Here is a 22,744-nt window from a genome sequence, read left to right as displayed (position 1 = left end):
GATGTAGTAGGATATGTAGACGTATCATATTGGGGAAAATGAATCGTTAAGGTATCATATGAAGTCGAATCCGGAGGCTCTTCAGGACATAGCTCGGCAGCTCAAGACGTCGCGCAAGACTTTGGGCCTCACCCAGGAGCAGGTTGCGGATATGGCGGGCCTGTCGCGTCCGCGGTACCGCGAGATTGAGGCTGGAGCCAGCGCGGCCCGTACGACCACCCTGATCAACATTGGTCGTGCGCTTGGTCTGGAACTGATGCTCATCCCGCAGGCCATGGTCCCGGCGGTTGACGCTTTACTGCAACCAGGTGGCGCCGAAGATGACCTTCCTGCTTTCGTCGCCAGCCCTGATGGTGATGGCAATGTCTGATGCGCCACTTGATCCAAGATCTATAACCTCACTGGACGTGCTGCTGAATGACCTGAAGGTCGGCATGATCGTGAGGACGCCGGGAGACTTCAACGCGTTCAGCTTTGATGAGAGCTATCGACAGACCGGTGGTTTCCCAGTGCTCAGTTTGTCATTCCGCGCGGCACATGGGGGTTTGCGGAAGGACCCGAAGCCCGTCGCAAGGGCTTTGCCACCTTTCTTTGCGAATCTTCTTCCAGAGGATAAATTGCGCGAGGCGATGGAGAAGCACCATTCAGGTAGCGTGCGGGCAGGGAATGATTTCGATTTGCTTGCAGCACTCGGATCGGATCTGCCGGGGGCTGTCCGTATCGTGCCAAGCGAAGGAACCGTTGTTCGTAATGAGGGTTTGACAACCCCCAGCCCCAAGGCCCGGTTTTCGCTCGCCGGTGTGCAGATGAAGCTCTCCGTCATCAAAAACACAGGCAAGGGCGGCGGGCTGACGATCCCCTTAGGCGACGAGCAGGGTTCCTATATCGCCAAGTTTCCGTCGACGTCATTTCCCGGGGTTTCGGAAAACGAATTTGCAAATCTCGCATTGGCCGAAGCGATTGGTATGGACGTGCCGGAACGCGAGCTCGTCGAACAATCGCAGTTCGAGGGTATCCCGGAGGAGTTTGAGACATTGTCCGACGGCAAAGTCCTCCTCGTCAAACGTTTCGATCGGGTTGCCGGTGGTGAGCGCGTCCATATCGAAGATTTTGCTCAGGTATTCGGCGTCTATCCGTCTCGAAAATATGAGGGGGCCGCGTATCATGATATCGCTGCGGCTCTTGGGGTCGCCGTTTCTTCAGCGGCAGCCCTCGAGTTCGTCCGACGACTGGCTTTGGCTGCGCTCACAGGCAATGGCGACATGCACCTCAAGAATTGGTCGCTGATTTATCATGGGAAGGGCGACGTGCCTGCACTCGCCCCAGTCTATGATGTGCTATCGACCGTCCCCTACATCCCGTCAGACTCCATGGCACTGTCGCTCGCCGGTGAACGGCCGTTCAAGGCAATGAACGCCCAGCGATGGAAAGTCTTCGCTCATCGTGCGCGAATGCCGGAAGCTGCTGTGCTGAAGGCTGTTACGGAGACGGTTGAGCGCGTCAACCATTCTTGGTGGTCTCTGCCTGAACGAGCCGTTCTACCCGATAGAGTGTTGGAACGAGTTGATGCTCACATTAAGCTGATGTTGCCGATCCTCCGCACATGCGCGGATTAGCAATTGGCGTTTCCGCGTAACGCGGTAGCAGTTTATTGGCCAACCAAGGCGATCGGGTCGCTGGTTCGTATGCCCTCAAGAGCGAGACGCGAATCGCTGAGGCAGCTTTGCGCCTTCATCTCAGTCGTTGCCGTGACAATGGAAACTGCCCAGAAGCGGACATGGGCTTCGCTGGGAAGAACGGCCCTTCGCGCCCCCAACTCGATCATTTAGCATCTGCGATGCCGGTTCCCTCCCGGCTCCATATACTCTTTTCTTTTGCGCATTATTCCGACGGCCAATGACGGCCGAAGGAGAACTCAAATGGGTACTGCACAATATGATCCTGCTGCACTGGGTCGACCGGCATGGAACGCCGGCCGGAAGGTCGGTGTGAAGAAGCCACTGAAACAGCGCCAGATATGGGCGATCCGCTTCTTCCTCGATAGAGAAGGACGCATGAGAGACCGCGCGTTGTTCGACCTCGCGATCGATAGCAAGCTTCGAGGTTGCGATCTCGTGAAGATCAAGATCGGAACCCTCGTGACCGGGCCCGAGATTCGATCGCGCGCGATGGTGATCCAGCAGAAGACCGGTCGTCCGGTTCAGTTCGAGATCACGGCCGACGTGAGGGCCAGCCTGCTTGCCTGGCTTGAGCGTAAGCGCTCATTTCCGTGCACATTGACGGGGGCGACGATTTCGATCCCGCGAGTTCGAATGGGTGGTTGATCAGGCTGCGGCGGCTTTTGGAAAGTTGAAGGGCAGCAGGTCGGTGATATCGGCGTCTTTGGCGCGCTGCGGGAGTTCGGTGAGGACATAGCGCAGGTAGGCCAAAGGTTCGACGCCGCAAGCCCGGCATGTCAGCATGATGCTGTAGACGACGGCGCTGGCCTTGGCCCCGTCAACGGTGTCGCTGAAGAGCCAGGATTTTCTGCCCGTTGCAAAAATCCTGATGTCACGCTCAAGAAGGTTGTTGTCGATCGGCATTGTGCCGTCTTGCGCGTAGCGGGTCAGATAGTCCCATTGGTTCAGGGTATAGGAGATGGCGTCGCCGAGCTTGCTGTCCGGCAAAACCTTCGGCGCGATGTCATCGAGCCATGTCTTGAGGGCATTGAGGATGGGAACGCTGTGCTGCTGCCGAAAGCGGCGAATGCAATCGGCCCGCGTTTCGCCGTCGTTCGGCGGTTCTTCCTTCGCCAGCCTTTCTATCCGGTAGAGCTGCTCGAAGAACTTGAGCGCCTGCTCCGGCGGGCCGCCACCCTTCTTTCTCGCCTTGAGGGCCTCGACGAAGCGCCTTCGTGAATGTGCCATGCATCCAATGTGGGTTGCCCCCTCCAGAGTGCGCCAGGCGCAATAACCGTCACTCATCACGATGCCGCGGTAGTCGCCGAGGAAGGTCTGCGGATGGATCTGACCGCGGCCCGGCTGGTAATCGAAGAGGACGATGGGCTCGTCACTGTCGATGCCGCTGCGATAGGCCCACATATACGAGGTGTCAGCCGCCTCTCTGTCCTTTTCCTTCAGCACCTGAACCGTCGTCTCATCGCCCTGGATGAGAGGCTGCGATCGAAGCCTCAGCTTCAGCGCATCATAGATGCGGGAGAGATGCATCTGGCTCGAGCCGATCACCCAATGGCCCAATGCGCCCCGGCTGACGGGAACGCCGGCGCGCTCGAAGGCTTGGGCCAGGCGATAGAGCGGCGTGCCGTCGACATATTTATGCACCAGCGCGAAGGCCAGTGTCGAAGCCGTGGCAATGCTGCCTGGTAACGGCCGCGCCGGCATTGGCGCAATGATGACCGGCGTGTTGATGCCGGTGCGGTCGCAATTCCGGCAGGCATATTTGAACCGAACATTCTGAAGGACCTTTGCCTTCACCTCGATATGAAGCTGCTCGGTGACGGCTTCGCCCATGCGATGCATCTGATGATGACAGCAGGGACAGGCCTTCTGATCGTCGGGAAGATCATATTCGACACGTTCGCGCGGCAGATTTTCCGGCAAGGGTCTGCGGCCGCGCTTCTTGCCTTCCGGCCTTTCCGCCGGCGGCAGGCCAGTATCCGGCAGGTCGATGACTTCGTCCTCTTCACTGTCGCCATCATCCTCACCGGCAATCTGTTCGGCTTCATTGAAGAGGCGGTCGACGTGCTTTTCGCTGCGAGGCGCAAATCGATGTGAGCGCGCCAAGGCAAGCTCTTCCTCAAGTTTGACGACGCGGGCGCTCAGCACTTCCTTCTCGGCTTTGAGTGCGGCGATTTCGGCAGCATTCGCCGCCAACTGCGCCATCAGCTCTGCAACACTCGGTTCGCCGGTTCGATTCATCAGATTCTTGAATCGAAAGCAGGCCGCTGCGTCAACTCCTCTATTCGAGAAGCGTCAGCCAGCCACCTGATATTGCCGCACAGGATGGCGGACCATCGCGTCGATATCGATGCCGTCAAGGATCCAATGGAGCTGTTCGGTCGTAAGCGTCACCACGGCCGTCTCCCGACGAGGCCATCGGAACCTGTCTTCCGTTAATCGCTTCAGAACCATCACAAACCCAGACCGATCGAAGAATAGCAACTTCATCCGGTCGCGGCGGCGATTGCAGAATGCAAAGACCGCAGGCGCAAACGGATCCAGCTCCATCTCCTCCTGAACCAGGACCGCGAGGCTGTTGATCCCGGCCCGAAAGTCGATCGGTTCGCGATGAAGATAGACCTTCAGATCAGCGCTGAGGCGGAACATGACCAAGCGCCCCGATCATCGCCGTCAACGCATCCATATCGTCGAAGTCCAGCGAAAGCTTCACACCGTTCGGAAGCGTCGCACTCATCCTGACAGGAGCGGATAAAGGACCCGTCCTTTCAGGCTTCGCCAAACGCTCGTCACCATTCCGGCCAGTCACCGCCGTCGATAGGCTGCATTCTGCGGCCAAAACCGGGACAAACGCCGATGCCGAGGGCTGATGTTCGCGACCAGTCTCCTGGGCTTGCTTGATCCATTTCCTAAGAAGGTTGGCATTGATCCCGTTGTCCAGCGCAAGCCGCGAAACCGACACACCCGGCTCCAGGCTCGCCGCAACAAGGCGTGCCTTCGACGCAGCGTCATACCGCCGACGCCCGTTTCGCAAAATCCGCCGGATAACCAGCTTACCTTCGTCACTCTCAATCACTTGGTGTCCACCTCCGTTAGGTGGACACCTCATGCAGCACGGCGCTCAATGACAAAAGGTGCACGGAAATTCGCGCTTACGCTTGAGCGAAGAGGTGGAACGGTTGACGACTACGCCTTTCCCAGCCGGGTCGATCCTGCCGATCACCTGAGCACTCGCCAGTACGCAAGATTGGTCGATGAGTGGGTGGCCGCGATCGGCCTGCGATGCGAGGACTACGGCACACACTCGCTTCGCCGAACCAAGGCGGCGATGATCTACAAGGCGACAGGCAATCTTCGCGCGATCCAAATTCTCTTGGGCCACACCAAGATCGAGAATACCGTCAGGTATCTTGGGGTAGACATCGAGGATGCCCTGGAGCTGGCGGAGCACACGGAGATTTGACAGAGCGGCCCCGTGCTTAACGGGGCCGTCGGCCTTGGCGCAGAGGCCATGCAAAAGAAGTTGCTTTGAGCCGTTTTGAGCCCCGATGCCGAAACTGTTTCCATATTCGCCCCCATGCCGGCCATACAGAACAGCAATGGGGGCGACTTGGCAGCAGATATCGATCAAAGGCGGCCCGCAATCAAGCGGCCTGTTTCTCCCCGATTCTACCGGCCTCGACCAGGGCGGAGACGATGACGCCCGCCACCAGGGCCCAGAAGGGGGCGCTGATGCCCAAGAGCGAGACGTTCGACATGGCGACAGCGAGTGCCACGAAGGCGCCGGTCTGGTTGCCGAGCGACTTGGCGAAGGCGTTCTGGAAGGCGGAGAGCAGCACGCCGATCATGGCGAGGCCGGCGACGGTGCCGATGAGGGCGGACGGTAGGCTGAGCACGATAGGAACGGCTGCACCCGCAAGAAGCCCGAAGGCGGCGAAGAGCACGCCGTTGACGACCGTTGCGGCATAGCGCCCTTCCTTGTTCTCACCAGCTTGTTCGGACGAGCATATGGCCGTCATCGGGCCGGCGATATTGGCATTGTGGCCGCCGAGGAAACCGGCCGCGACGCCGCCGATGCCGGAAATGATCGTCATCGCGTTGACCGGCGGCTTGTAGCCTTCCACCATCAGCACCCCGGTCGCCTGTGCGTTCTCGGCGCCGATCACCAGAAGGGCGAGCGGGATGGCGATTGCGAAGAAGGCATCGATCGAAAACACCGGCATCGTGAACTCCGGTGCGGCGAAGGCGATGTTGGCAGCTCCGCCCCCGACCGCACCCGTTGCGAAGGCGGCGATCAGGCCGGCGACGAGAGCGGCCAGCACTGGCGGGATGGTCTTGGTTAGCCGCATCGAGACGAAAAAGGCCAGGATCGCAGCACCCGCAATCAGCGGTGCAGCGCCGAGCGCGGTGACGGTGCCAGTCGCAAAACGGATCAGCGCGCCGGCGATCATCGCCATGACGATCGGCATCGGCAGCCAGCGCATCACCTTGCCGATCAGCCCGGTAACCCCGAGCAGCAGCACCAGCAGGCCCGCCAGGATGAATGCGCCGACGGCTTCGTTGAACGGAATGGTCGCAAGCGAGCCGGCGACGAGGGCAGCACCCGGGATCGAATAGGCGCCGTTGATCGGCTGCTTGTAGTGTAGTGCCAGCAGCATGCTGATAAACCCGCCGAGCACATAGATCGCAAACAGCCAGGCGACCGTTTGCCCATTGGTCAATTTGCCCGCTTCGGCGGCGCCGATGACGATGAGAGCCGGGCCGGAGCAGCCGAAGATGGCTGCGACGAGCCCGGCGCTCATCGTCTTGATGCCGAGATGTTTCGGCAGGTCGCGGAGACCCGACACGATGCCGGGTCCCCGTTCGACAAGGCGCTTTTCCTGTGTCGTCTGCTGTGTGGTATCCATTCTCAATCCTCCCGAAGCGGTGACGAGGCCGCTTCCTCCTTCTGGAAAATGAAGCCGGGTTCCCGCCCGGCCAGTGGTCAGCGTCCGACGAAGGCCGGTGCGCGCTTTTCGTGGAAGGCGAGTACACCTTCGCGGAAATCCTCCGATGTGCGAAGCCGGCTGTAGCAATGGCCTTCGAGCTCGATGGCCGTTGAAAGCGGGGCGTCGTCGGTATCGTTCAAAAGCTTCTTCGCCGTGCGCTGGGCCAGCGGCGAGAAGCCGATCAGTTCCTCGACCAGCGCATCGACGGCCTTTTCCAGATCGGCATCCGCGACGATCTCCGAGGCGATGCCCCAGTCATAGGCTTCCTGGCCGGTGACTCGCTTCGAGCGCATCACGATGTTCTTGGTACGGGTGACGCCGACCATCTTCTGAAGACGTGCCGAGCCACCGGAGCCCGGGATCTGGCCGAGCTTCTGCTCGGGCAGGGCGTAGCGGGTGGTTTCGGTTGCGATGCGGAAGTCGCAGGCAAGCGATAGTTCGAAGCCGACGCCGAAGCAAAAGCCGCGATTGGCGGCGATGACTGGCTTGGAGCAGCGGGCGGGTGCCGCGATGTTCCAGGCGAGATGCGAGACATGCTCCGGGCTCGCCTCGAGGAAGCCCTTGATGTTGCCGCCCGACGAGAAGTGCTCGCCCTTGCCGGTAACGACGATGATGCGTACGCGATCATCTTCATCGAGGGCCTCGAAGACGAGACGCAACTGGTCGCGCGCCAGCATGGAGACGACGTTGTAAGGCGGACGGTCGAGCGTGATGTCGGCGCGCTGGTGGGCCGTGTCGATCGTGACGGTGAAGCCGTCGAGTTCGGCGAGGCGTGGGTCCTGGAATGTGGCCTGTTCGGGCATGGAATGTCCTTTCATGGGTCTTGTGGCGGTCTGGTCGCTCACTGGTGTTCGGGAATCCGTTCTTCGGTGTATTCGCCGGCTACCAGAAGGCGGCGCAGCAGTTTGCCGACAGGCGATTTCGGGATCGCCTCGACGAAGACGAAGCGGCGCGGGCGGCGGAAATTGGCAAGGCCGGAATCGCGGCAGTGGCGGTCGAGATCCTCGACCGTGACATCGCCCCGCCGCTTGACGAAGGCGACGACGATCTTGCCCCAGCGTTCGTCGGGCAGGCCGACGACGGCGACCTCGGCGACGCCCTCGTGGAGCGACAGGCAGCTTTCCACCTCGACGGGTGACACGTTCTCGCCGCCGGTGATGATCATGTCGTCGGCCCGGCCGGTGACGAAGAGATCACCGTCCCGGTCGACGAAGCCGGTGTCACCGGTAAAGTACCAGCCGTCGCGAAGTGCCTTGGCGTCCGCGTCGGGCCGCTTCCAGTAACCCTCGAAGGCCTCGTCGCTCTTCATCAGCGCGATAATCTCGCCTTCCTCGCCGACTTCCGCCCGTTCGTCTGGGTTGCGGCTGCCGAGCTTGACGACGCGGATCGTCTGGTTGATGCCGGCGCGGCCGGCCGAGCCGGGTTTCGCGGTTGCCGTCTGCTCGATCGTGAAGGTATAGATTTCCGACGAGCCATAATGGTTGACGAAGAGCTCCGGCCGGAAGGTCTGGTCCAGCCGCTTCAGCAATCCGTCCGTCATCGAGGCGCCGGCATAGCCGAGCTTGGTGACGGAGGCGACGCGCTCAGGCGAGAACGCCTCGTGATGCACGAGGTCGTGGTAGAGCGTCGGCACGAGGTACAGATTGGTGATCTTCTCCTCTTCGATGAGGTCGAGCGCCCTCGCCACGTCGAAGCGCGGCAGGCAGACGAAGGTGCCGCCGATCAGCGAGGATGCGATCAGGGAGCGCACGCCCATCGTGTGGTAGAGCGGCATGACACCGAGCGTGCGCTCGCCATGCCGGTAGAGGTTCTGCGCCACATGGGCGACGGCGCCGGCGCGTTCGGCGCGGTGACGGCGTGGCACCCCCTTCGGCTTCGAGGTCGTGCCTGACGTGTAGAGCATCAGCGACCAGTCTGCAGCGTCAGACACAGGCACCACATCGGGTGCCTTGCCTGTCATGATATCGGCCAGCGCCTCGGCCGAAAATTGCGGCAAGTCCTGCGCGAGCCGCGACAGGCGCACGGCCTCTTCCGTCGATGCCTCGTAGAACACGGCCTTCGCGTCGGCATCCTCGATGCCGAAGTCGATTTCGTCGGCCTTCGCCCGCCAGTTGAGCGGTGTGACGACCAGGCCGAGAAACTGGCAGGCCCAGTGCAGCGACGCGTTCTCCCAACGGTTCTGCATGGCAGTCAGCACATGATCTCCGCGCTTCAGGCCGGTCTCGCGAAGGGCCGCTGCAAGCCCCGAAATCTTGTCGTACCATTGGCGATAGCTCAGTCGCATCTCCCCGTCGACGATCGCGAGCGCGTCCGGGTCGCGCTCCACGCTCGCGAGGAAGCTCGTTCCTAGATCAAGCATTGGGTGTCTCCTCCTTCCGTTGTTCCTCCGCGGCGGCGAGCGCCGCCTCGACGATGGTCGCGTAGCCCGTGCACCGGCAGAGATGGCCGGAGAGGTGTTCGCGTATCTCTTCCCGGCCGACGTCCGGCTGCTCACGCAAGAGCGCGTCGAGTGACATCAGGATGCCGGGTGTACAGAAGCCGCATTGCAGGCCGTGATGGCGGCGAAAGGCCGCCTGAAGCGGGGAAAGCTCGGCCGGACCGGGAGCCAGCGCTTCCACGGTCCGCACATCGCTGCCGCGCACCTGCTGGGCAAGCGTCAGGCAGGCGCGTGCCGGCTTTCCGTCGATCTGCACGGTGCAGGCGCCGCAAACGCCGTGCTCGCAGCCGACATGGGTGCCGGTCAGCCCGACTTCGTGGCGCAGCAGGTCCGAGAGCAGCATGCGGTTTTCGGCCTCTGCACGGACTTTCTGGCCGTTCAGCTTGAATTCGACCACATGCCTGTGGGCAGCGTTCATGCGCGGCATCGGCTTGCCTCCTTCAGGGTCTCGCGACCGAGATTGCGGACCAGTTCGCGCCGGTAGCGGGCGCTGGCGTGAATGTCGTCGCGGGCGTTCAGCGACCAGGCGATATCGTTGAGGGCATCGTCGAACTGGTCGTCGTCGAGCGCAGGCAGCGCGAAGACGCGTGGCCGGTCATCGACCCCTGCAATGCCGAGCCGCAGTCCTTTTTCGTCGGCGACGGCCGCGCAGGCGACGATGGCGAAATCGCCATGTCTCCGGCCAATCTCGCGGAAGGCATAACCGCTGGCGGGCCGGGCTTTGGGGAAATGCACGGCTTCGATCATCTCGCCCTCGGCGAGATCGGTCGCCATCATGCCGATGAAGAAGTCATCCGCCTTGACCTTGCGCTTCTGCTTTCGGCTGCGCAGGCTCACCGCACCACCGAGTGTCACCAGGGAAAGCGGCAACTCTGCGCTCGGGTCGGCATGGGCAACAGAGCCGCAGACCGTGCCGCGCGCCCGGGTCTGCACATGGCCGAGCCAGGGGAAGGCGGCGGCCAGAAGCGGCAGGTCGCGCGAAAGATTTGCCCAGGCTTCCAGTTCCGCCTGCCGCACGCCGGCGCCGACTGTGATCTCGTCGCCGGAAGTTTCGATCCGGCGCAGAGCCTCGAGCCGCATGATGTCGACCAGCAGGCCTGGACGAGCGAGTCGCATGTTGAGCATCGGCACCAGAGACTGCCCACCGGAGATGACGCGAGCCTCACCGCCGCCCTCGGCGAGTGCGGAAAGCGCTTCCTCCAGCGTGTCCGGGCAGAGGAAATCGAAGGATGCAGGCTTCATCTGCGCCTCCTGAAAAGGCTCAAGAGCCGTTGAGTGAAGCCGGCGGCGGCGCTGGGAGGCCCTCCGCCGCCGGCATGACGGGCGAGCGCCTGGAAGAACTGTCCGATCACCACGCGCGCCGCGCCGTCGAGAAGTCGGCCGCCCACAGAGGCGACCTTGCCGCCGATGGCGGCCTCATATCGATAGTCTATTCGTGTGCCGGTCGCCGTTTCCGTCAGCGTGACACGGCCCGTGCCGCGACCGGAACCGAGTGCGCCCTCCGTGCCACCGGACAGCGTGACCGCTTCAGGTGCCACCATGTCGGAGAGACGGATGTCGGCGCGGTATCGGCCCTTGACCGGACCGATGCCGAGTGTGACCTCGGCGCGAAAATGCGTGTCGGAAACCTTTCGCACCTCGTGTGCGCCGGGAATGATGGCCTTCAGCGTGTTCGGGTCGAGCAGCATCGTCCAGACGGCATCGCGAGTGGCGGCGACTTCGGCCGAGCCCGAGCCCGTCAGCAACCGTTCGCCGGAGGCGCCGGTGGCAACGGGGATCGAACCTTGAGGTTTCGACGGCGCGCGCTCCTCGCCATAGAGCCATTCGCTGATCCGGCTCGGTGACAGCGGCAGCCGGATGTCCTCGACCCCGAGCGCATCGGCGACGGCATTGGCGATGCAGACCGGCGTCGACATGCAATTGCCCTCGCCGACGCCCTTTGCGCCAAGCGGTGTGAAGGGCGATGGCGTCTCGTGATGGAGGATCAGCGGCTCCGGCGTCTCCATCACGGTCGGGATGAGGTAGTCGGCGAGCGTGCCGGTCAGGAAGCTGCCATCGCCGCCATAGGCATATTCCTCGTAGAGTGCTGCACCGACGGCTTGGGCGAAGCCGCCGCGCACCTGACCGTCGACCATGCCGGGATGCAGGATGCGGCCGCAGTCGTGCATCGTCACGTAGCGGTCGATGCGGACCTGGCCGGTCGCCCGGTCGATTTCCACGCCGCATATGTCGAAGATGAAGCCATGGCAAAGCGAGGAGTTGATGCCGTCCGCTGCCGTCGGCGCCTCGAGTTGCTCAGGCGTCCAGAAAACCGTCTCGCGGATGGTATTGCCGGTTCCATCAGGCAGGGTGCCTGGCGCCCAGTGGCTTGCAGCCGCCACACGCCCGAAGGAGATGGCATTGTCCGGATTGTCGCGATCGAAAAGCTTTCCGGCTTTGAAGTCGATGCGATCCGCCGTGACATTGAGCTGGCTAGCAGCGATCGCTGCAAGACGTTCCCTGATACGGTCGGCGGCAAGTGCCGCAGCACCGGCGACGGCTGCAGCAAACCGGCTTGCATAATTGCCCGAGGCAATCGACCAGGCGTCGCGCGCCGTGTCGAGTTCGGTATTGACGCGCACGGCCTCCAGGGGAAGGCCGAGCCGCTCGGCGACCACCTGCGCCAGAACGGTGCGATGGCCCTGGCCCTGCGGTACTGACGCAACCTTGACGGTGACGGAGCCGAGTGGATCGATGGCCACCGTTGCAACGGACTGGGCGCCGTTCTTCGGACCCGCCTTCGCTCTCTCCTCCGGCGTGAGCACCGTCGTGATATAACCCATGTTCGAGACGCTCGGCTCGACAACCGTCGCATAGCCGATGCCGTAAAGGCGCCCTTCGGCACGCGCTTGATCCCTTCGCAGCCGCAGAGCATCGAGACCGCCTTCTGCACAGGCGCGATCGATTGCGGTTTGATAGTCGCCCGAATCCAGAAGCCCGCCGGTCGCCGTGCGATATGGAAAGGCGTCGGCCGGCACGAGGTTGCGGCGGATGACGGCAAGCCTGTCGAGGCCAAGTTCGTCGGCGATCTTGTGCACGAGCCGCTCGAGCGCGAAATAGACCTGCGGTCCGCCAAAGCCGCGGTTGAGCCCGGTCGGTGTCTTGTTGGTGAGGACGACGCGGTTGCGGATGGCGACGTTTTCGATCGCATAGGCGCCGGTCATGTTGCCATGCATGCGGTAGAGGGTCGCCGGCTCCGGTGCGCGGAGATGCGCGCCGCAATCTTCCAGTTGGTCCCAGCAGAGTGCTGTGATGCGGCCGTCGGCGGCAACGGCTGCCTCGAGCGTCGTGACACGGTTGGTCGCCGAAACGGAGGCTGTCAGGTGTTCGAGCCGGTCCTCGATCCATTTCACCGGCCGTCCTGCAACGCGGGCGGCGACGGCGGCGAGGATCACATAGGGAAAGACGCCCTGCTTGATGCCGAAGGAGCCGCCGGAATCAGGCGGCGTGCGCAGCCGCATGCGGTTGCCGGGCACGTTCAGCGCGCGGGAAATCACGGCATGGATCGAGAACGGTCCCTGAAAATTCGCGGTAACGTCATAGGCGTCCTCCCCTGGATCGTATTCTGCGATGACCCCGTAGGTTTCGATGGGCGTGCAGGAATTGCGCGGATAGGCGATGCGGATGGAAATGCGGTGGTCCGCAGTCGCGAGCGCTGCTTCGGGGTCGCCGTAGCGAAAGCTGCGCTCGTTTATGAGGTTGGTGCCGAGCGAGGGATGCAAGACCGGTGCGTCTGCGGCAAGTGCCTTCTCGGGATCGACAATGGCGATAAGCCGCTCGTACTCGACCTCGATCAGGTCGAGCGCATCCTCGGCGACATAGCGGTTCTCGGCGACGACGAGGGCGACGGGTTCGCCGACATAGCGCACCCGGTCGCGGGCGATCGGCCAGCATTCGACATTGGCCTTGACCCCGACGGTCATGCTGCGGGTAAGCCGCGCCACATCGTCGCCGGTCAGCACGGCGAAGACGCCGGGCAGTGCACGGGCGGCTGTCGTATCGATCGAGCGGATCTCGGCATGGCCGTGCGGCGAGCGCAGGATCGCCAGATGCGCGGTGTCGCGCCGGACGGGCAGGTCGTCGATGTAGCGGCCGCGGCCGGTCAGAAGTCCGGCGTCCTCGACCCGTTGGACGGTCTGGCCAATCAGGCCGCCCGCCGTTTCCAATCTGGTCATTCGCTCCTCCCGCACCCGTTGGTGAAGGGGTGCCGTGGAGCAAAGGGTGGAGAAGGGCGGCCGGTCGGGCGATACCGCCCTGTCTCAGACCTTACCGAGGAGTCTCAAAATCGTGAGCCGACAGGCGGCTCACACTGCGGAAGATGCTCGGCGAGGAGCCGGCATGATCGTGGAAGAAGCGCGAGAAATGCGCCGGCACGGAAAATCCGAGCTGGTCGCCGATCGCCGCGAAGCTCTGCGCGCCGTCGGCGACGGCCGCAACCGCCTGTTCCAGCCGCTGCACATTGAGGAAGACCCGCGGCGTCACCCCCATCGAGGTCTCGAACAGCCGGAAGAAATGCGCCCGCGACAGGCCGACGTCGGTCGCGAGCAGATCGAGATCGGCGATTTCGCTCGGCGCCGCCTTCATGCGCTCGACGGCCTTGCGGATACGGAAATCAACCCGGTGGCGCAAGGCGAGGTCACGGATCGAATTCGGCACCGCCCGCCATTCGGCAAAGCGTTCGATGACGGCGATCATCAGTTCGCCGAGAAGCTCCTCGTGCATGTCTGTGCCGTTGGGCTCATGCACCATGGCGTCGGCGAGCGTGCGTGCACGCGAGCGGATGCTGTAGGTGATCGAGCCGACATTGGAAGCGAAGAAGTCGGGCGCGTGGCTCGCCGCCCAGTTCGGCCGGAAATGACCGAGCCACTGCGGTTCTATGTAGAGCGCAAGGATGACCGTCTTCGGCCGCGACTGGTCGTGCGCATAGGCATGCGGCTCCCAGGCGTTGATGAGAACAGCGCTTTCATCCGTGAGTGGCACGAGCTTGTCGCGCACCGAAAACTGTGTGTCGGCGCCCTCGACCTTCAACAGAACATGGCAATGCGGGTGCGCGTGCCGCACCAGGGGCCGATCCATATCCAGCAGCGCCACCCTCCCGAAGCGGCCGCGTGCGATGCGCAGAGCATTCGACATTGCTCACATATTAATCATTTTTCGGAAATTACAAGTCCGTGACGGATCGACCCTCAAGACCTGTGCCATGCAGCAGCCTCTCCTGGACGAAGATCCAGAACGGTCGTCACACACTCTCGGATACACCGCTCCCCCAGTTGGACCCTGATCATTTGACTTTGACGATCTGGTGGCGCTGAGTGAACGTCTCCGCACCAGACGGGCGTCGGCGCACAGCCTCGTCGAGAGCTCTGAGGTCTTGTGTGCGGTGGGAGATATCCTTATGCGGATCGTGATCTTCGTGCCTCCGGACGTGCATTCCCTGGAACTTGCCGGGCTCATGGACGTGTTCGCCGAAGCGAACGCGCGTGCCGGCAAGATGTTCTACGAGGTTGCCATCGTCGCAGAAGACGATCGCACGATCCGCTGCGCATCGGGACTAAGAGTCCTGCCCGACTGTGCCTTTGATGCGTATCCCGGTGACCCCGATACCGTGCTCGTGGCCGGGAGCGTCGGTGTTCCGAAACGTCCCGGCGGGCAGATCATCGACTGGCTGGTGGATATTGCAGGGCGGGCCCGGCGCTACGGCTCCGTCTGCACAGGGGCCTTCGTGCTCGGCGAGGCGGGCCTGCTCAAGGGCCGATGCGTGACCACGCACTGGCAGTACGCAACCCTGCTTGCCGAGCGCTTCCCCGAAGGACAGGTTGAAGGCGATCGGGTCTTTGTCCGTGACGGCGCGATGATCACCTCTGCCGGATCCAGTGCTGCGATCGACCTCGGTCTTTCCCTCGTGGAGGAGGACCTCGGCCGGGATGTGGCGCTCTACGTCGCGCGTCGGCTCGTCGTCTTTCTGAAGCGGCCCGGCGACCAGTCGCAGTTCAGCGTGCAGTTGGCGGCGCAGGCGAGCGACCGCAGCCGTCTGCACAGCGTCCAGCAATTTGTGCTCAACCATCCCGCGGCCGACCTCTCGGTCACCGCCCTGGCGAAGATCGCGGCGATGAGCCCGCGCAACTTCACGCGTGTCTTTTCCCAGGAGATCGGCATCTCGCCATCCGAATATGTCGACCTCACGCGGATCGACGTTGCCCGCTTCCTTCTGGAAGGCAGCCGGTTGCCGATCGCATCGATCGCGGAGAGGAGTGGGTTTGGATCGGCGCGCGCAATGCGCCGCGCCTTCGTTTCGCATGTCGGCGTGACGCCGTCCGATTATCGCGATCGCTTCCGGACTTCCGGCGACGGCACAAGGAGCAGTTTGTCCGAAAACGGCTGACGGTTGTCCTGGAGCCGCCCCGGCTGCGGGTTGCCCGGTTTCGGGCCGCCGTCCATGCTCCCTGCCATGGAAGAAATCAGAAACCTCCTGCCGGCGGACTTCATGAAGCGCGACGACGTTGTCGCCCGGCTTCACGTCATCGAACAGGCACAGAAAGTCGAACTGGCGGGAAATGCCGGGGAACATGACGGAGGCAATTCTCATCGTGCCACCTGCCGAAGGGATCGTGAGCGTTCCGACGCCGACACGCCGGGGACCAAGTCAGATAACATTCCACAAGAGCAGGTCTTCTCGTATGAACTACCTGACGAAACTGGCCTTTGAGCAGGAATCCCGCATCCGGGTGCGCCGCAGTTGCAATGTTCTCGTCCATGTGCTCTTCACGCTCAGGGGAGTGCGGCAGGTGAGCCAGGCCCAGTTGCGCGTCCTCGACATTTCGGAGAACGGTTTGATGGCCACCAGCCATCGCCATGACATTCCGGACCATTTCTTCATCTCGATCGGCGACCGCCAGTATCATATCGGCTGCGCGGTCGTGCACCGCGAGAACGGCGTGCTGCATGTCCGCTTCATCCGGGAGCAGCCGACCGTGTTCATCAATGTCTTCGCCTCGCTGGCCGATCCCTTCGCTCTGCTCGAGGAGATCCGCCCCGCCCTCTACGGCCTCGAAGGCCTCGTCTGAGGCGGGAGGGCGCCTGGCCCGGCAGCGGTCGCAGCCCCGGAGCAATCGCCCCAAACCGGCACCCGCAATGCGCCGCGCCATCGTCGCGCTTTTGGGCGTGATGCCGTCCGATTATCGCGACCGCTTTCGGACATCCGGCGACGGCAGAAGGCGCAGTTTGTCCGAAAACGGCTGACGGTTGTCCTGGAAGCGCCCCGGCTTTGGGTTGCCCAGTTTCGGGCCGCCGTCCATGCTCCCTGTCATGGAAGAAATCAAGAATCTCATGCCGTTGGACTTCATCAAGCGCGTGCCGAGCATCGCCGGCGACGGGCTGGCCGATACCGATTCGATCCGGTCCATACTTCCCACGCTGGTCGAGGAAATGAGCGACGGGATCGCCATCGGGCAGCGTTCGGGGGCCAATTCGCCCTTGCTCTATGTCAACAAGTCCTTCGAACGCCTGACGGGCTACGCCCGCCATGAGGTCATAGGCAAGGACTGCCGCTATTTGCAGGGCAATGAACGCGACCAGCCGGAGATCGCGCGCATTCGCGCCGCGATCGAGGCGGCGGAGCCCGTGGATGCGACGCTGCGCAACTACCGCAAGGACGGATCGGAGTTCTGGAACAGTCTCAGTCTGAGACCGGCCTGGGTCGGCGACGCGCTGCTCTATGTCGCCATCCTGCGCGACGTCTCGGCGATCCGCCAGACTCACATCGCGCTGGATCGGGTCGCAAACCTGGACCAGCTCACCGGCTGCCTGAACCGTCAAACGTTTCTCCTGACCGCCGACGAGCGCTTCGCAACGCAAGCCGAGGCGCTGCTTCTGGTGGTGAAGCTGGATGTGATCGACTTTCACGATCTCAACACCGGTTACGGGTTCGAGGTCGGCGATGCCCTGCTCTGCGAAACCGGACGGCGTCTCAGGGACCTGGGCGCTGCGCTGGTGGCGCGGATGGGCGCAAACGAGTTCGCCCTGGCCTTCCAGCTTCCGGATGAACAGAGTGCCGACGCCATCGTCTCGATGGTCACCGCCCTGCTTGCCGCGGACTTCGTCGTGGCCGGCGCCAGTGTCTCGCTGCGCTTTGCCATCGGATACGCGATCGGCAAGCCTGTGGGCGGCACCCTGTCCCTGATCCGGAATGCCGGCACCGCCCTCTGGGCAGCCAAGTCCGATCCGCTTGGCGGGCCGCGCCGGTTTCGCGACTCAGACGACGAGCAAGCCCGCCGGCGTTTGCGCATGACACGCGAATTGAAGTCCGCGGTCGCCAACAATGAATTCGTGTATCATTTCCAGCCCCAGGTGGACCTTGTCACCGGCGAGTGGCTGGGCGCCGAAGCGCTGATCCGCTGGAACCATCCCCTGTTCGGAAGCCAGCTTCCCGGCAGGTTCATCGAGACAGCGGAGCGATCGGGGTTGTTGCTCGAACTGACCGAACGCAGCCTGACCACCGTCGCGACGTTCGCCGTGCACCTCAACGCCCACCGCGACAAGCCGCTCCACTTTTCGGTCAACGTGTCCGCAGGCGAATTTCTGCGCCACGACATGGCCGAACTGCTGGACCGCATCCTGCGTCATACCGGCGCGGACCCTGCATGGCTCACTCTCGAGATCACCGAGAGCATGTTCCTCAGCGACACGCCCGGCGTCATGGACGCATTCGAGCGGCTGCGACGGATCGGCGTCGGGCTCTCTGTGGACGATTTCGGCACAGGCTATTCGAACCTGCGATCGCTGGAACGTTTTCCGGTGACCGAGATCAAGATAGACCGCACCTTTGTCAGCGAACTCGCCACGGCGCCCTCCAAAAGGGTAATCGTCCGCGCTATCATCGAACTCGGGCGCGCCCTGGGCCTGACGGTGGTCGCAGAGGGAGTGGAAACAGAAGCCCAGCGGGCCATGCTTTCCGAAATGGGCTGCCCTGTCGGCCAGGGCTACCTGTTCGGAGTCCCGACCGATGAAGAAAGCTTCGCCGCAAGCCTGGCGCGGCAAACGACAGGTCGAACCGACGCAGCGTGAGGGCAGCTTCGGTTACTCTCCATACACAAGCGGACAGACAGCAATCGGCCCCAACTCAGTCATTCCAGGCCGGCTAAGTTCTTGGCTTGTCTACAAATCTTTCACTGAGGAAATTTGTAATAGCGGCGTCGTTGGTTCTGATACTTTCAAGAGTAATAAGAACGACATTGGATCAGCTACGTCGCCGATTCCGATTCAAGCGTAGCGCGTGAGGAAGCTCCTGCGGCCAGTCTCCGTTTGAATTCCGCTAAAAATTCACAACCAATCCCATGAAGCCAGCGCATGCCTTCATGGGATTGTTCAAACACTCCGGGGAATATTTCAGGGCTATGCGGCATCGTGCGTCTGGTGGATTTGCACCAGTTCGTCAAAACACGAACGGTTGCTAGCAAGCACCGGCTGGGCCTGGAACAGATTTTCGCCGTCCACTGCGAAGGGGAGGCTCGCGCCGCCTGCCTCCGTGACCAGGCAGAAGCCTGCCATGCAATCCCACGCCCGCATGCGCGGCTCATAATACCCGACGAGATGTCCCGAGGCGACATAGGCCAGCATGAGCGCCCCCGAGCCATTGCGGATGAAGTTGCCGCCACGCGAGAGCACGTCGGCGATGATGGCACCTATCCGCTGCGGCGTGACGTAGGAGTTGGAGCCGATGCCCGTGAGTGCGTTTTGCAGGTTTCGCTTCGGATCGAGCGCCAGGCGAACGCCATTCAGCGTTGCGCCTTGGCCCTTCGCTGCGGCATAAATTTCCTGATGGCACGGCGCGGAGATCACGCCAATCACCGGGGCATCGTCGCAGATCACCGCAATCGAGACGCACCAGGACGGCATGCCGTTGACGAAGGGCGCCGTGCCGTCGATGGGGTCCACCACCCAGGTGAAGCCCGAATTCCCCTCGTGATAGCCGTGCTCCTCACCGAGGAATCCATCCTCGCCGAAGGCCTCCTCCACGCGGTCGCGCAAGAAGCGCTCGACATTCTGGTCGGCGATCGAGACCACGTCGTGAAGATCGCGCTTTGTTTCGATCACCAGCGTGTCGCGGCGGTTGAAATAGTCGAGCGCCATGGCACCTGCCGATTCAGCCAGCGACTTCGCCAGTTCGAACCGTGCTGCGATCGCTGCATCTCTTTCCGTCATCTGCATATTTTCCTGTTGTTTGCCGTCTTCAATCAAATTCGTGTTTCACGCGCCGACAAGGGCGATGCCCTTGCTCTTGAAACCAAGTGAGACCTCGGTTGCCACCGGCAACTGTTCGTCCGACTCATGATCGGTGATGAACAACGTGCCAACGGCTGTTTCCACTTCATATTCCATATGCGCCCCGAGATAGGACGAATGCAGGATTCGGCCGGGAAGCCCCGGATTGCCGACCGAGCCTATGCGGATCGCGCCGGGGCGAACGGCGAGGCGACGCGCGTCCGGCCCTGCGGTCCCGCGCGGGACCCAAAGATCGAGATTTCCGACCCTGACCAAAGCCATTCCGTCTTCCTCGCCCGCTATCTGGCAGTCGATGACATTGGCTTCTCCCATGAAGTCGGCAATGAAGGAGGACGCGGGTGCGCCATAGAGTTCCTTCGGCGTGCCGATCTGGGCAATCTCCCCATCCTTCATCACGATGATCTTGTCGGAAACGGCGAGCGCTTCGTCCTGATCGTGGGTGACGTAAACGGCGGTGAAGCCGAGCCGCTGCTGCAATTCGCGGATCTCGGTGCGGACCCGGCGGCGCAATCTCGCGTCGAGGTTTGAAAGCGGCTCATCGAGCAGCAGGACCTGCGGCTCCAGAACAAGCGCGCGGGCGACCGCCACACGCTGCTGCTGGCCGCCCGAGAGTTCCGCCGGCAGACGGTGGCCCATGCCGGCGAGGCCGACCACGGCGAGACCGTCCTCAGCCTTCTCCATTGCCTCGCGCTTGCGCAGGCCCGAGGAGAGCAGACCGTATGCGACGTTATCGAGCGCGGTCATGTGCGGAAACAGGGCGTAGGACTGGAACACCATCGAAACGTCCCGCTCATTGGCCGGCAGCATGGTCACATCCTGGTTGCCGATCAGGATGCGTCCGGCCGATGGATGCTCGAGCCCCGCCAGCATGCGCAGCGTCGTCGTCTTGCCGCAGCCGGAGGGGCCAAGCAGGGTGACGAGCGTTCCCGGCTCGATGGAAAGCGACAGGTCGGGAATGGCGGTGAACGCGCCGAAGTTCTTGCGGACGTGTTCGAAAACAACAGAACCGGGTTTGACCTTGATCATGCGATTTTCTCCTCGCGCAGAGTGTTGGAAGCGGGGCGCTGAGCGCCGGCGACGCGGTTTTCGCGGCGCAGGCGCCGTTCGCCGACGACGAACTGGAAGCCCGCGATGACGGCGATCATGACGACGATCAGCATGGAGCTGTAAGCAATGGCGACGCCGTATTCGCCGTTTTCCACCAGGCCCACGATGTAGGATGTCGCCATGTTGTACTGGGCGCTGACCAGGAAGATCACCGCGCTGATGGATGTGATGGCCCGCACGAAGGAATAGACCAGAGCCGCCGTGATCGCCGGGCGAAGCAGGGGCAGGACGACCTTGCGGATGGTCCTGAAGCTGTCGGCCCGCAACGTCAGCGAGGCCTCGTCGAGGCTCTTGTCGAGCTGCGTCATCGCGGCGATGCCGCCGCGAACGCCCACCGGCATGTTCCGGAAGACGAAGCAGGCGATCAGGATCACCGCGGAGCCCGTCATTTCCAGCGGCGGCAGGTTGAAGGCCATGATGTAGCTGACGCCGATGACGGTGCCGGGAATCGCGAAGCTCATCATCAGCGCGAATTCGAACAGGTTGCGGCCGACGAATTTCTGGCGAACGATGATGTAGGCGGTCAGCAGGCCGACCGCTGCCGTCAGGGGTGCGGAAATCAGGGCGATTTCCATCGTCGTCCAGAAGGAGTTCCACGCGACGCCAGTCCAGGCAAGCGAACCATCGCGGATCGTGACCGAGAAGGCGCGCGTGTAGTGTTCGATCGTCAGCGAATTGTCGAGGCCCCAGGTCTTCACGAAACCGCCGACGAGGATCATGCCGTAGACGACGACGGTGAAGATCATCCACGGGATAACGATGGCGTGCACGCCGATGGAGAGCGAGCGGGGCAGCGCGATATGGGCCCCGCTGTCGCCCTTGCCGGTCACCGTCGCGAAATTCTTTCCCGAAAGCCAGAAGCGTTGGGCGAGGAAGGCGGTCAGGGTGAAGCAGAGGAGAATGACGGCAAGCACCGCAGCGCGCGACGCGTCATTCTGCGATCCGACGACGGCGAAGAAGATCTCCGTCGACAGCACGCCATGGCTGCCGCCCAGCACCAGCGGGTTGCCGAAATCGGCCATGCTTTCGATGAAGCCGATGAGGAAGGCATTGGCAAGGCCAGGCTTCATCAGCGGCAGGGAAACGCGCCAGAAGGTGCGCCAGCGGTCCGCCCGCAAAGTCTGCGATGCCTCTTCCATCGATGGGCTGACGCCTTCGACCACGCCGATAAGGACGAGGAACGAGATCGGGGTAAACGAGAGGACCTGCGCAATCCAGATGCCGGTCATGCCGTAGAGCCAGCGGCCCGGTTCTACGCCGAACAGATGCGATGCCGCACTCGTCACGATGCCGGCGCGGCCGAAGAGCAGGGTCAGCGCGAGACCGATCACGAAGGGCGGCGTGATGATGGGGAGCACGGTGAGCAGGCGCAGGCCCTTCTTGAAGGGGAAGCGCGTGCGGGTTGCGACCAGCGCGAAGGCAAGGCCGATCGTGGTTGAGCCCGCAGCGGTGGCAAGCGCCAGCGTGAGAGTTCGCCATGCCACGCCGCAACGGCCGGCTCCCGTCACGCAGGACAGGCTCCAGATGCCCGGATCCTGCAGATTGCGGATAAAGCCGGAAGGATTGAAAGAGCCGTCGAAATCCTGGAACGCGCCGACCATCATGCTGCCGATGGGATAGAAGACGAAAACCGTGACAAGGAAGATCAGGAGGCTGATGCTGGAGACAATGAAGGCATCGCCTTTCATGAAACCCCGCTCGGCCAGACCGAAGGACGCGACGAGCACGTAGACCAGCGCCAGCGTTACTGCACCCGCACCCATCGAAGGCTGGCCCGTCGCCATGGCGCCGAACAGCCTCTCCGTGAAGGACCAGTTCCAGCCCGAATGACCAATCGCCAGACCCTGGGCCGTCATGAACAGGATTCCCGCCGCTCCAGCGACGACAAGCAACATGGCCCGGCGCATCGGGTCGCGCACGAAGCGGGCGCAGCCAGCCAGCACGAGCAAAAGCACCGCGACGAGCAGCCATGGCCTTCCGAATGCAGCGATCTGAAGGACTGCCGGTGCGCTCTTGGGCGAGACCAGAAATGACGAAATCCAGCTGAAGCTGAAGAAACCGTCGTCAATGCGATACCAGGGGAGGGCAACCAGCGCTGCGGCTCCCAGGGCCAGAACGATGTCCAGCCGTCGATTGCCATGTTTCACGGCCAACCTCTTGATGAAAAACAGGAATGCCCTGCGGGCAAAGGAGCCGGCAGCGCGTCTGTCGCGCCG

General features: G+C 62.7%; 19 protein-coding genes and 2 pseudogenes. 8 read left to right on the top strand and 13 right to left on the bottom strand.

Translation table 11 applies throughout. The features are described 5' to 3' along the window. Positions 1-58: 58 nt before the first annotated feature. The 3 genes and pseudogenes from ACODR6_RS29740 to ACODR6_RS29730 form a co-directional block, all read left to right on the top strand. Entirely contained in the window at positions 59-370 is a 312-nt protein-coding gene (locus ACODR6_RS29740; RefSeq protein WP_109854003.1) for a helix-turn-helix domain-containing protein, read from the top strand. Continuing rightward, positions 363-1,616, top strand: a complete 1,254-nt coding sequence (locus ACODR6_RS29735) for a type II toxin-antitoxin system HipA family toxin (protein ID WP_109854067.1) — start codon at positions 363-365, stop codon at positions 1,614-1,616. Before ACODR6_RS29740 ends, ACODR6_RS29735 begins: the two co-directional genes overlap by 8 nt. A gap of 303 nt (positions 1,617-1,919) precedes the next feature. Beyond that, a pseudogene (locus tag ACODR6_RS29730) lies at positions 1,920-2,258 on the top strand (site-specific integrase); the annotation flags it as partial. Between the two features lie 66 nt (positions 2,259-2,324). On the opposite strand, the gene tnpC reads toward ACODR6_RS29730, so the two are convergent. The 3 genes from tnpC to tnpA are packed head-to-tail and all read right to left on the bottom strand — an operon-like array spanning position 2,325 to position 4,749. Beyond that, positions 2,325-3,917, bottom strand: a complete 1,593-nt coding sequence (gene tnpC, locus ACODR6_RS29725) for an IS66 family transposase (protein ID WP_109853956.1) — start codon at positions 3,915-3,917, stop codon at positions 2,325-2,327. Between the two features lie 54 nt (positions 3,918-3,971). Continuing rightward, on the bottom strand, positions 3,972-4,325 hold the full coding sequence (tnpB, locus tag ACODR6_RS29720) for an IS66 family insertion sequence element accessory protein TnpB (protein WP_109853957.1): 354 nt from the start codon (positions 4,323-4,325) through the stop codon (positions 3,972-3,974). After that, a complete protein-coding gene (gene tnpA / locus ACODR6_RS29715; protein ID WP_489026138.1) occupies positions 4,306-4,749 on the bottom strand; it encodes an IS66-like element accessory protein TnpA in 444 nt (147 codons plus the stop codon). The genes tnpB and tnpA overlap by 20 nt, the downstream gene beginning before the upstream one ends. Positions 4,750-4,821: 72 nt before the next feature. Here tnpA and ACODR6_RS29710 point away from each other — a divergent pair. After that, positions 4,822-5,139: pseudogene (locus tag ACODR6_RS29710) on the top strand (tyrosine-type recombinase/integrase); the annotation flags it as partial. A gap of 181 nt (positions 5,140-5,320) precedes the next feature. Here the strand turns inward: ACODR6_RS29710 and ACODR6_RS29705 are convergent. The 7 genes from ACODR6_RS29705 to ACODR6_RS29675 all read right to left on the bottom strand — a co-directional run bounded on the left by ACODR6_RS29705 (position 5,321) and on the right by ACODR6_RS29675 (position 14,273). Continuing rightward, positions 5,321-6,583, bottom strand: a complete 1,263-nt coding sequence (locus ACODR6_RS29705; protein WP_109854002.1) for a benzoate/H(+) symporter BenE family transporter — start codon at positions 6,581-6,583, stop codon at positions 5,321-5,323. Between the two features lie 77 nt (positions 6,584-6,660). Then, positions 6,661-7,467 carry an enoyl-CoA hydratase/isomerase family protein gene (locus ACODR6_RS29700; RefSeq protein WP_109854001.1) on the bottom strand — a complete coding sequence of 269 codons (807 nt, stop codon included), beginning with the start codon at positions 7,465-7,467 and terminating at the stop codon, positions 6,661-6,663. 38 nt (positions 7,468-7,505) lie between these two features. Continuing rightward, positions 7,506-9,023, bottom strand: a complete 1,518-nt coding sequence (locus ACODR6_RS29695) for an AMP-binding protein (protein ID WP_109854000.1) — start codon at positions 9,021-9,023, stop codon at positions 7,506-7,508. Next, a complete protein-coding gene (locus tag ACODR6_RS29690) occupies positions 9,016-9,528 on the bottom strand; it encodes a (2Fe-2S)-binding protein (protein ID WP_109853999.1) in 513 nt (170 codons plus the stop codon). The genes ACODR6_RS29695 and ACODR6_RS29690 overlap by 8 nt, the downstream gene beginning before the upstream one ends. Then, positions 9,516-10,343 (bottom strand): FAD binding domain-containing protein, encoded by an 828-nt coding sequence (locus ACODR6_RS29685; protein WP_109853998.1) that lies wholly within the window; start codon positions 10,341-10,343, stop codon positions 9,516-9,518. Before ACODR6_RS29685 ends, ACODR6_RS29690 begins: the two co-directional genes overlap by 13 nt. Beyond that, the gene (locus ACODR6_RS29680; RefSeq protein ID WP_109853997.1) at positions 10,340-13,315 is read right to left on the bottom strand and encodes a xanthine dehydrogenase family protein molybdopterin-binding subunit; all 2,976 of its coding nucleotides are present in this window, start codon (positions 13,313-13,315) and stop codon (positions 10,340-10,342) included. The genes ACODR6_RS29685 and ACODR6_RS29680 overlap by 4 nt, the downstream gene beginning before the upstream one ends. A gap of 91 nt (positions 13,316-13,406) precedes the next feature. Continuing rightward, positions 13,407-14,273, bottom strand: a complete 867-nt coding sequence (locus ACODR6_RS29675) for a helix-turn-helix transcriptional regulator (RefSeq protein WP_109853996.1) — start codon at positions 14,271-14,273, stop codon at positions 13,407-13,409. Positions 14,274-14,535: 262 nt separating this feature from the next. On the opposite strand from ACODR6_RS29675, the gene ACODR6_RS29670 reads away from it, so the two are divergent. From ACODR6_RS29670 to ACODR6_RS29655, 4 genes are all read left to right on the top strand, one after another. After that, positions 14,536-15,522 (top strand): GlxA family transcriptional regulator, encoded by a 987-nt coding sequence (locus tag ACODR6_RS29670; protein ID WP_109853995.1) that lies wholly within the window; start codon positions 14,536-14,538, stop codon positions 15,520-15,522. A 66-nt stretch (positions 15,523-15,588) separates the two neighbouring features. Continuing rightward, the gene (locus ACODR6_RS29665) at positions 15,589-15,846 is read left to right on the top strand and encodes a hypothetical protein (RefSeq protein ID WP_489026028.1); all 258 of its coding nucleotides are present in this window, start codon (positions 15,589-15,591) and stop codon (positions 15,844-15,846) included. Beyond that, positions 15,818-16,204: a hypothetical protein gene (locus tag ACODR6_RS29660; RefSeq protein ID WP_109853994.1), complete on the top strand. Its 387-nt coding sequence runs from the start codon at positions 15,818-15,820 to the stop codon at positions 16,202-16,204. The genes ACODR6_RS29665 and ACODR6_RS29660 overlap by 29 nt, the downstream gene beginning before the upstream one ends. 241 nt (positions 16,205-16,445) lie before the next feature. Further along, complete coding sequence (locus ACODR6_RS29655; RefSeq protein ID WP_489026026.1) at positions 16,446-18,203, top strand: putative bifunctional diguanylate cyclase/phosphodiesterase; 1,758 nt, start codon at positions 16,446-16,448, stop codon at positions 18,201-18,203. 327 nt (positions 18,204-18,530) lie between these two features. Here the strand turns inward: ACODR6_RS29655 and ACODR6_RS29650 are convergent, their stop codons facing one another. Genes ACODR6_RS29650 through ACODR6_RS29640 form a run of 3 tightly spaced genes read right to left on the bottom strand, consistent with a single transcriptional unit; the run spans position 18,531 to position 22,675 of the window. Next, the gene (locus ACODR6_RS29650) at positions 18,531-19,340 is read right to left on the bottom strand and encodes an inositol monophosphatase family protein (RefSeq protein WP_109854066.1); all 810 of its coding nucleotides are present in this window, start codon (positions 19,338-19,340) and stop codon (positions 18,531-18,533) included. A gap of 45 nt (positions 19,341-19,385) precedes the next feature. Continuing rightward, positions 19,386-20,447, bottom strand: coding sequence for an ABC transporter ATP-binding protein (locus ACODR6_RS29645; RefSeq protein WP_109853992.1), 1,062 nt, complete (start codon positions 20,445-20,447; stop codon positions 19,386-19,388). Beyond that, the gene (locus ACODR6_RS29640; protein WP_109853991.1) at positions 20,444-22,675 is read right to left on the bottom strand and encodes an ABC transporter permease; all 2,232 of its coding nucleotides are present in this window, start codon (positions 22,673-22,675) and stop codon (positions 20,444-20,446) included. The genes ACODR6_RS29645 and ACODR6_RS29640 overlap by 4 nt, the downstream gene beginning before the upstream one ends. Between the last annotated feature and the right edge of the window lie 69 nt (positions 22,676-22,744).

The organism is Rhizobium sp. FG96, assembly GCF_057808655.1.
Note: the sequence above shows the minus strand (reverse complement) of the source record. Positions and strands in the feature narration are given on the sequence as shown.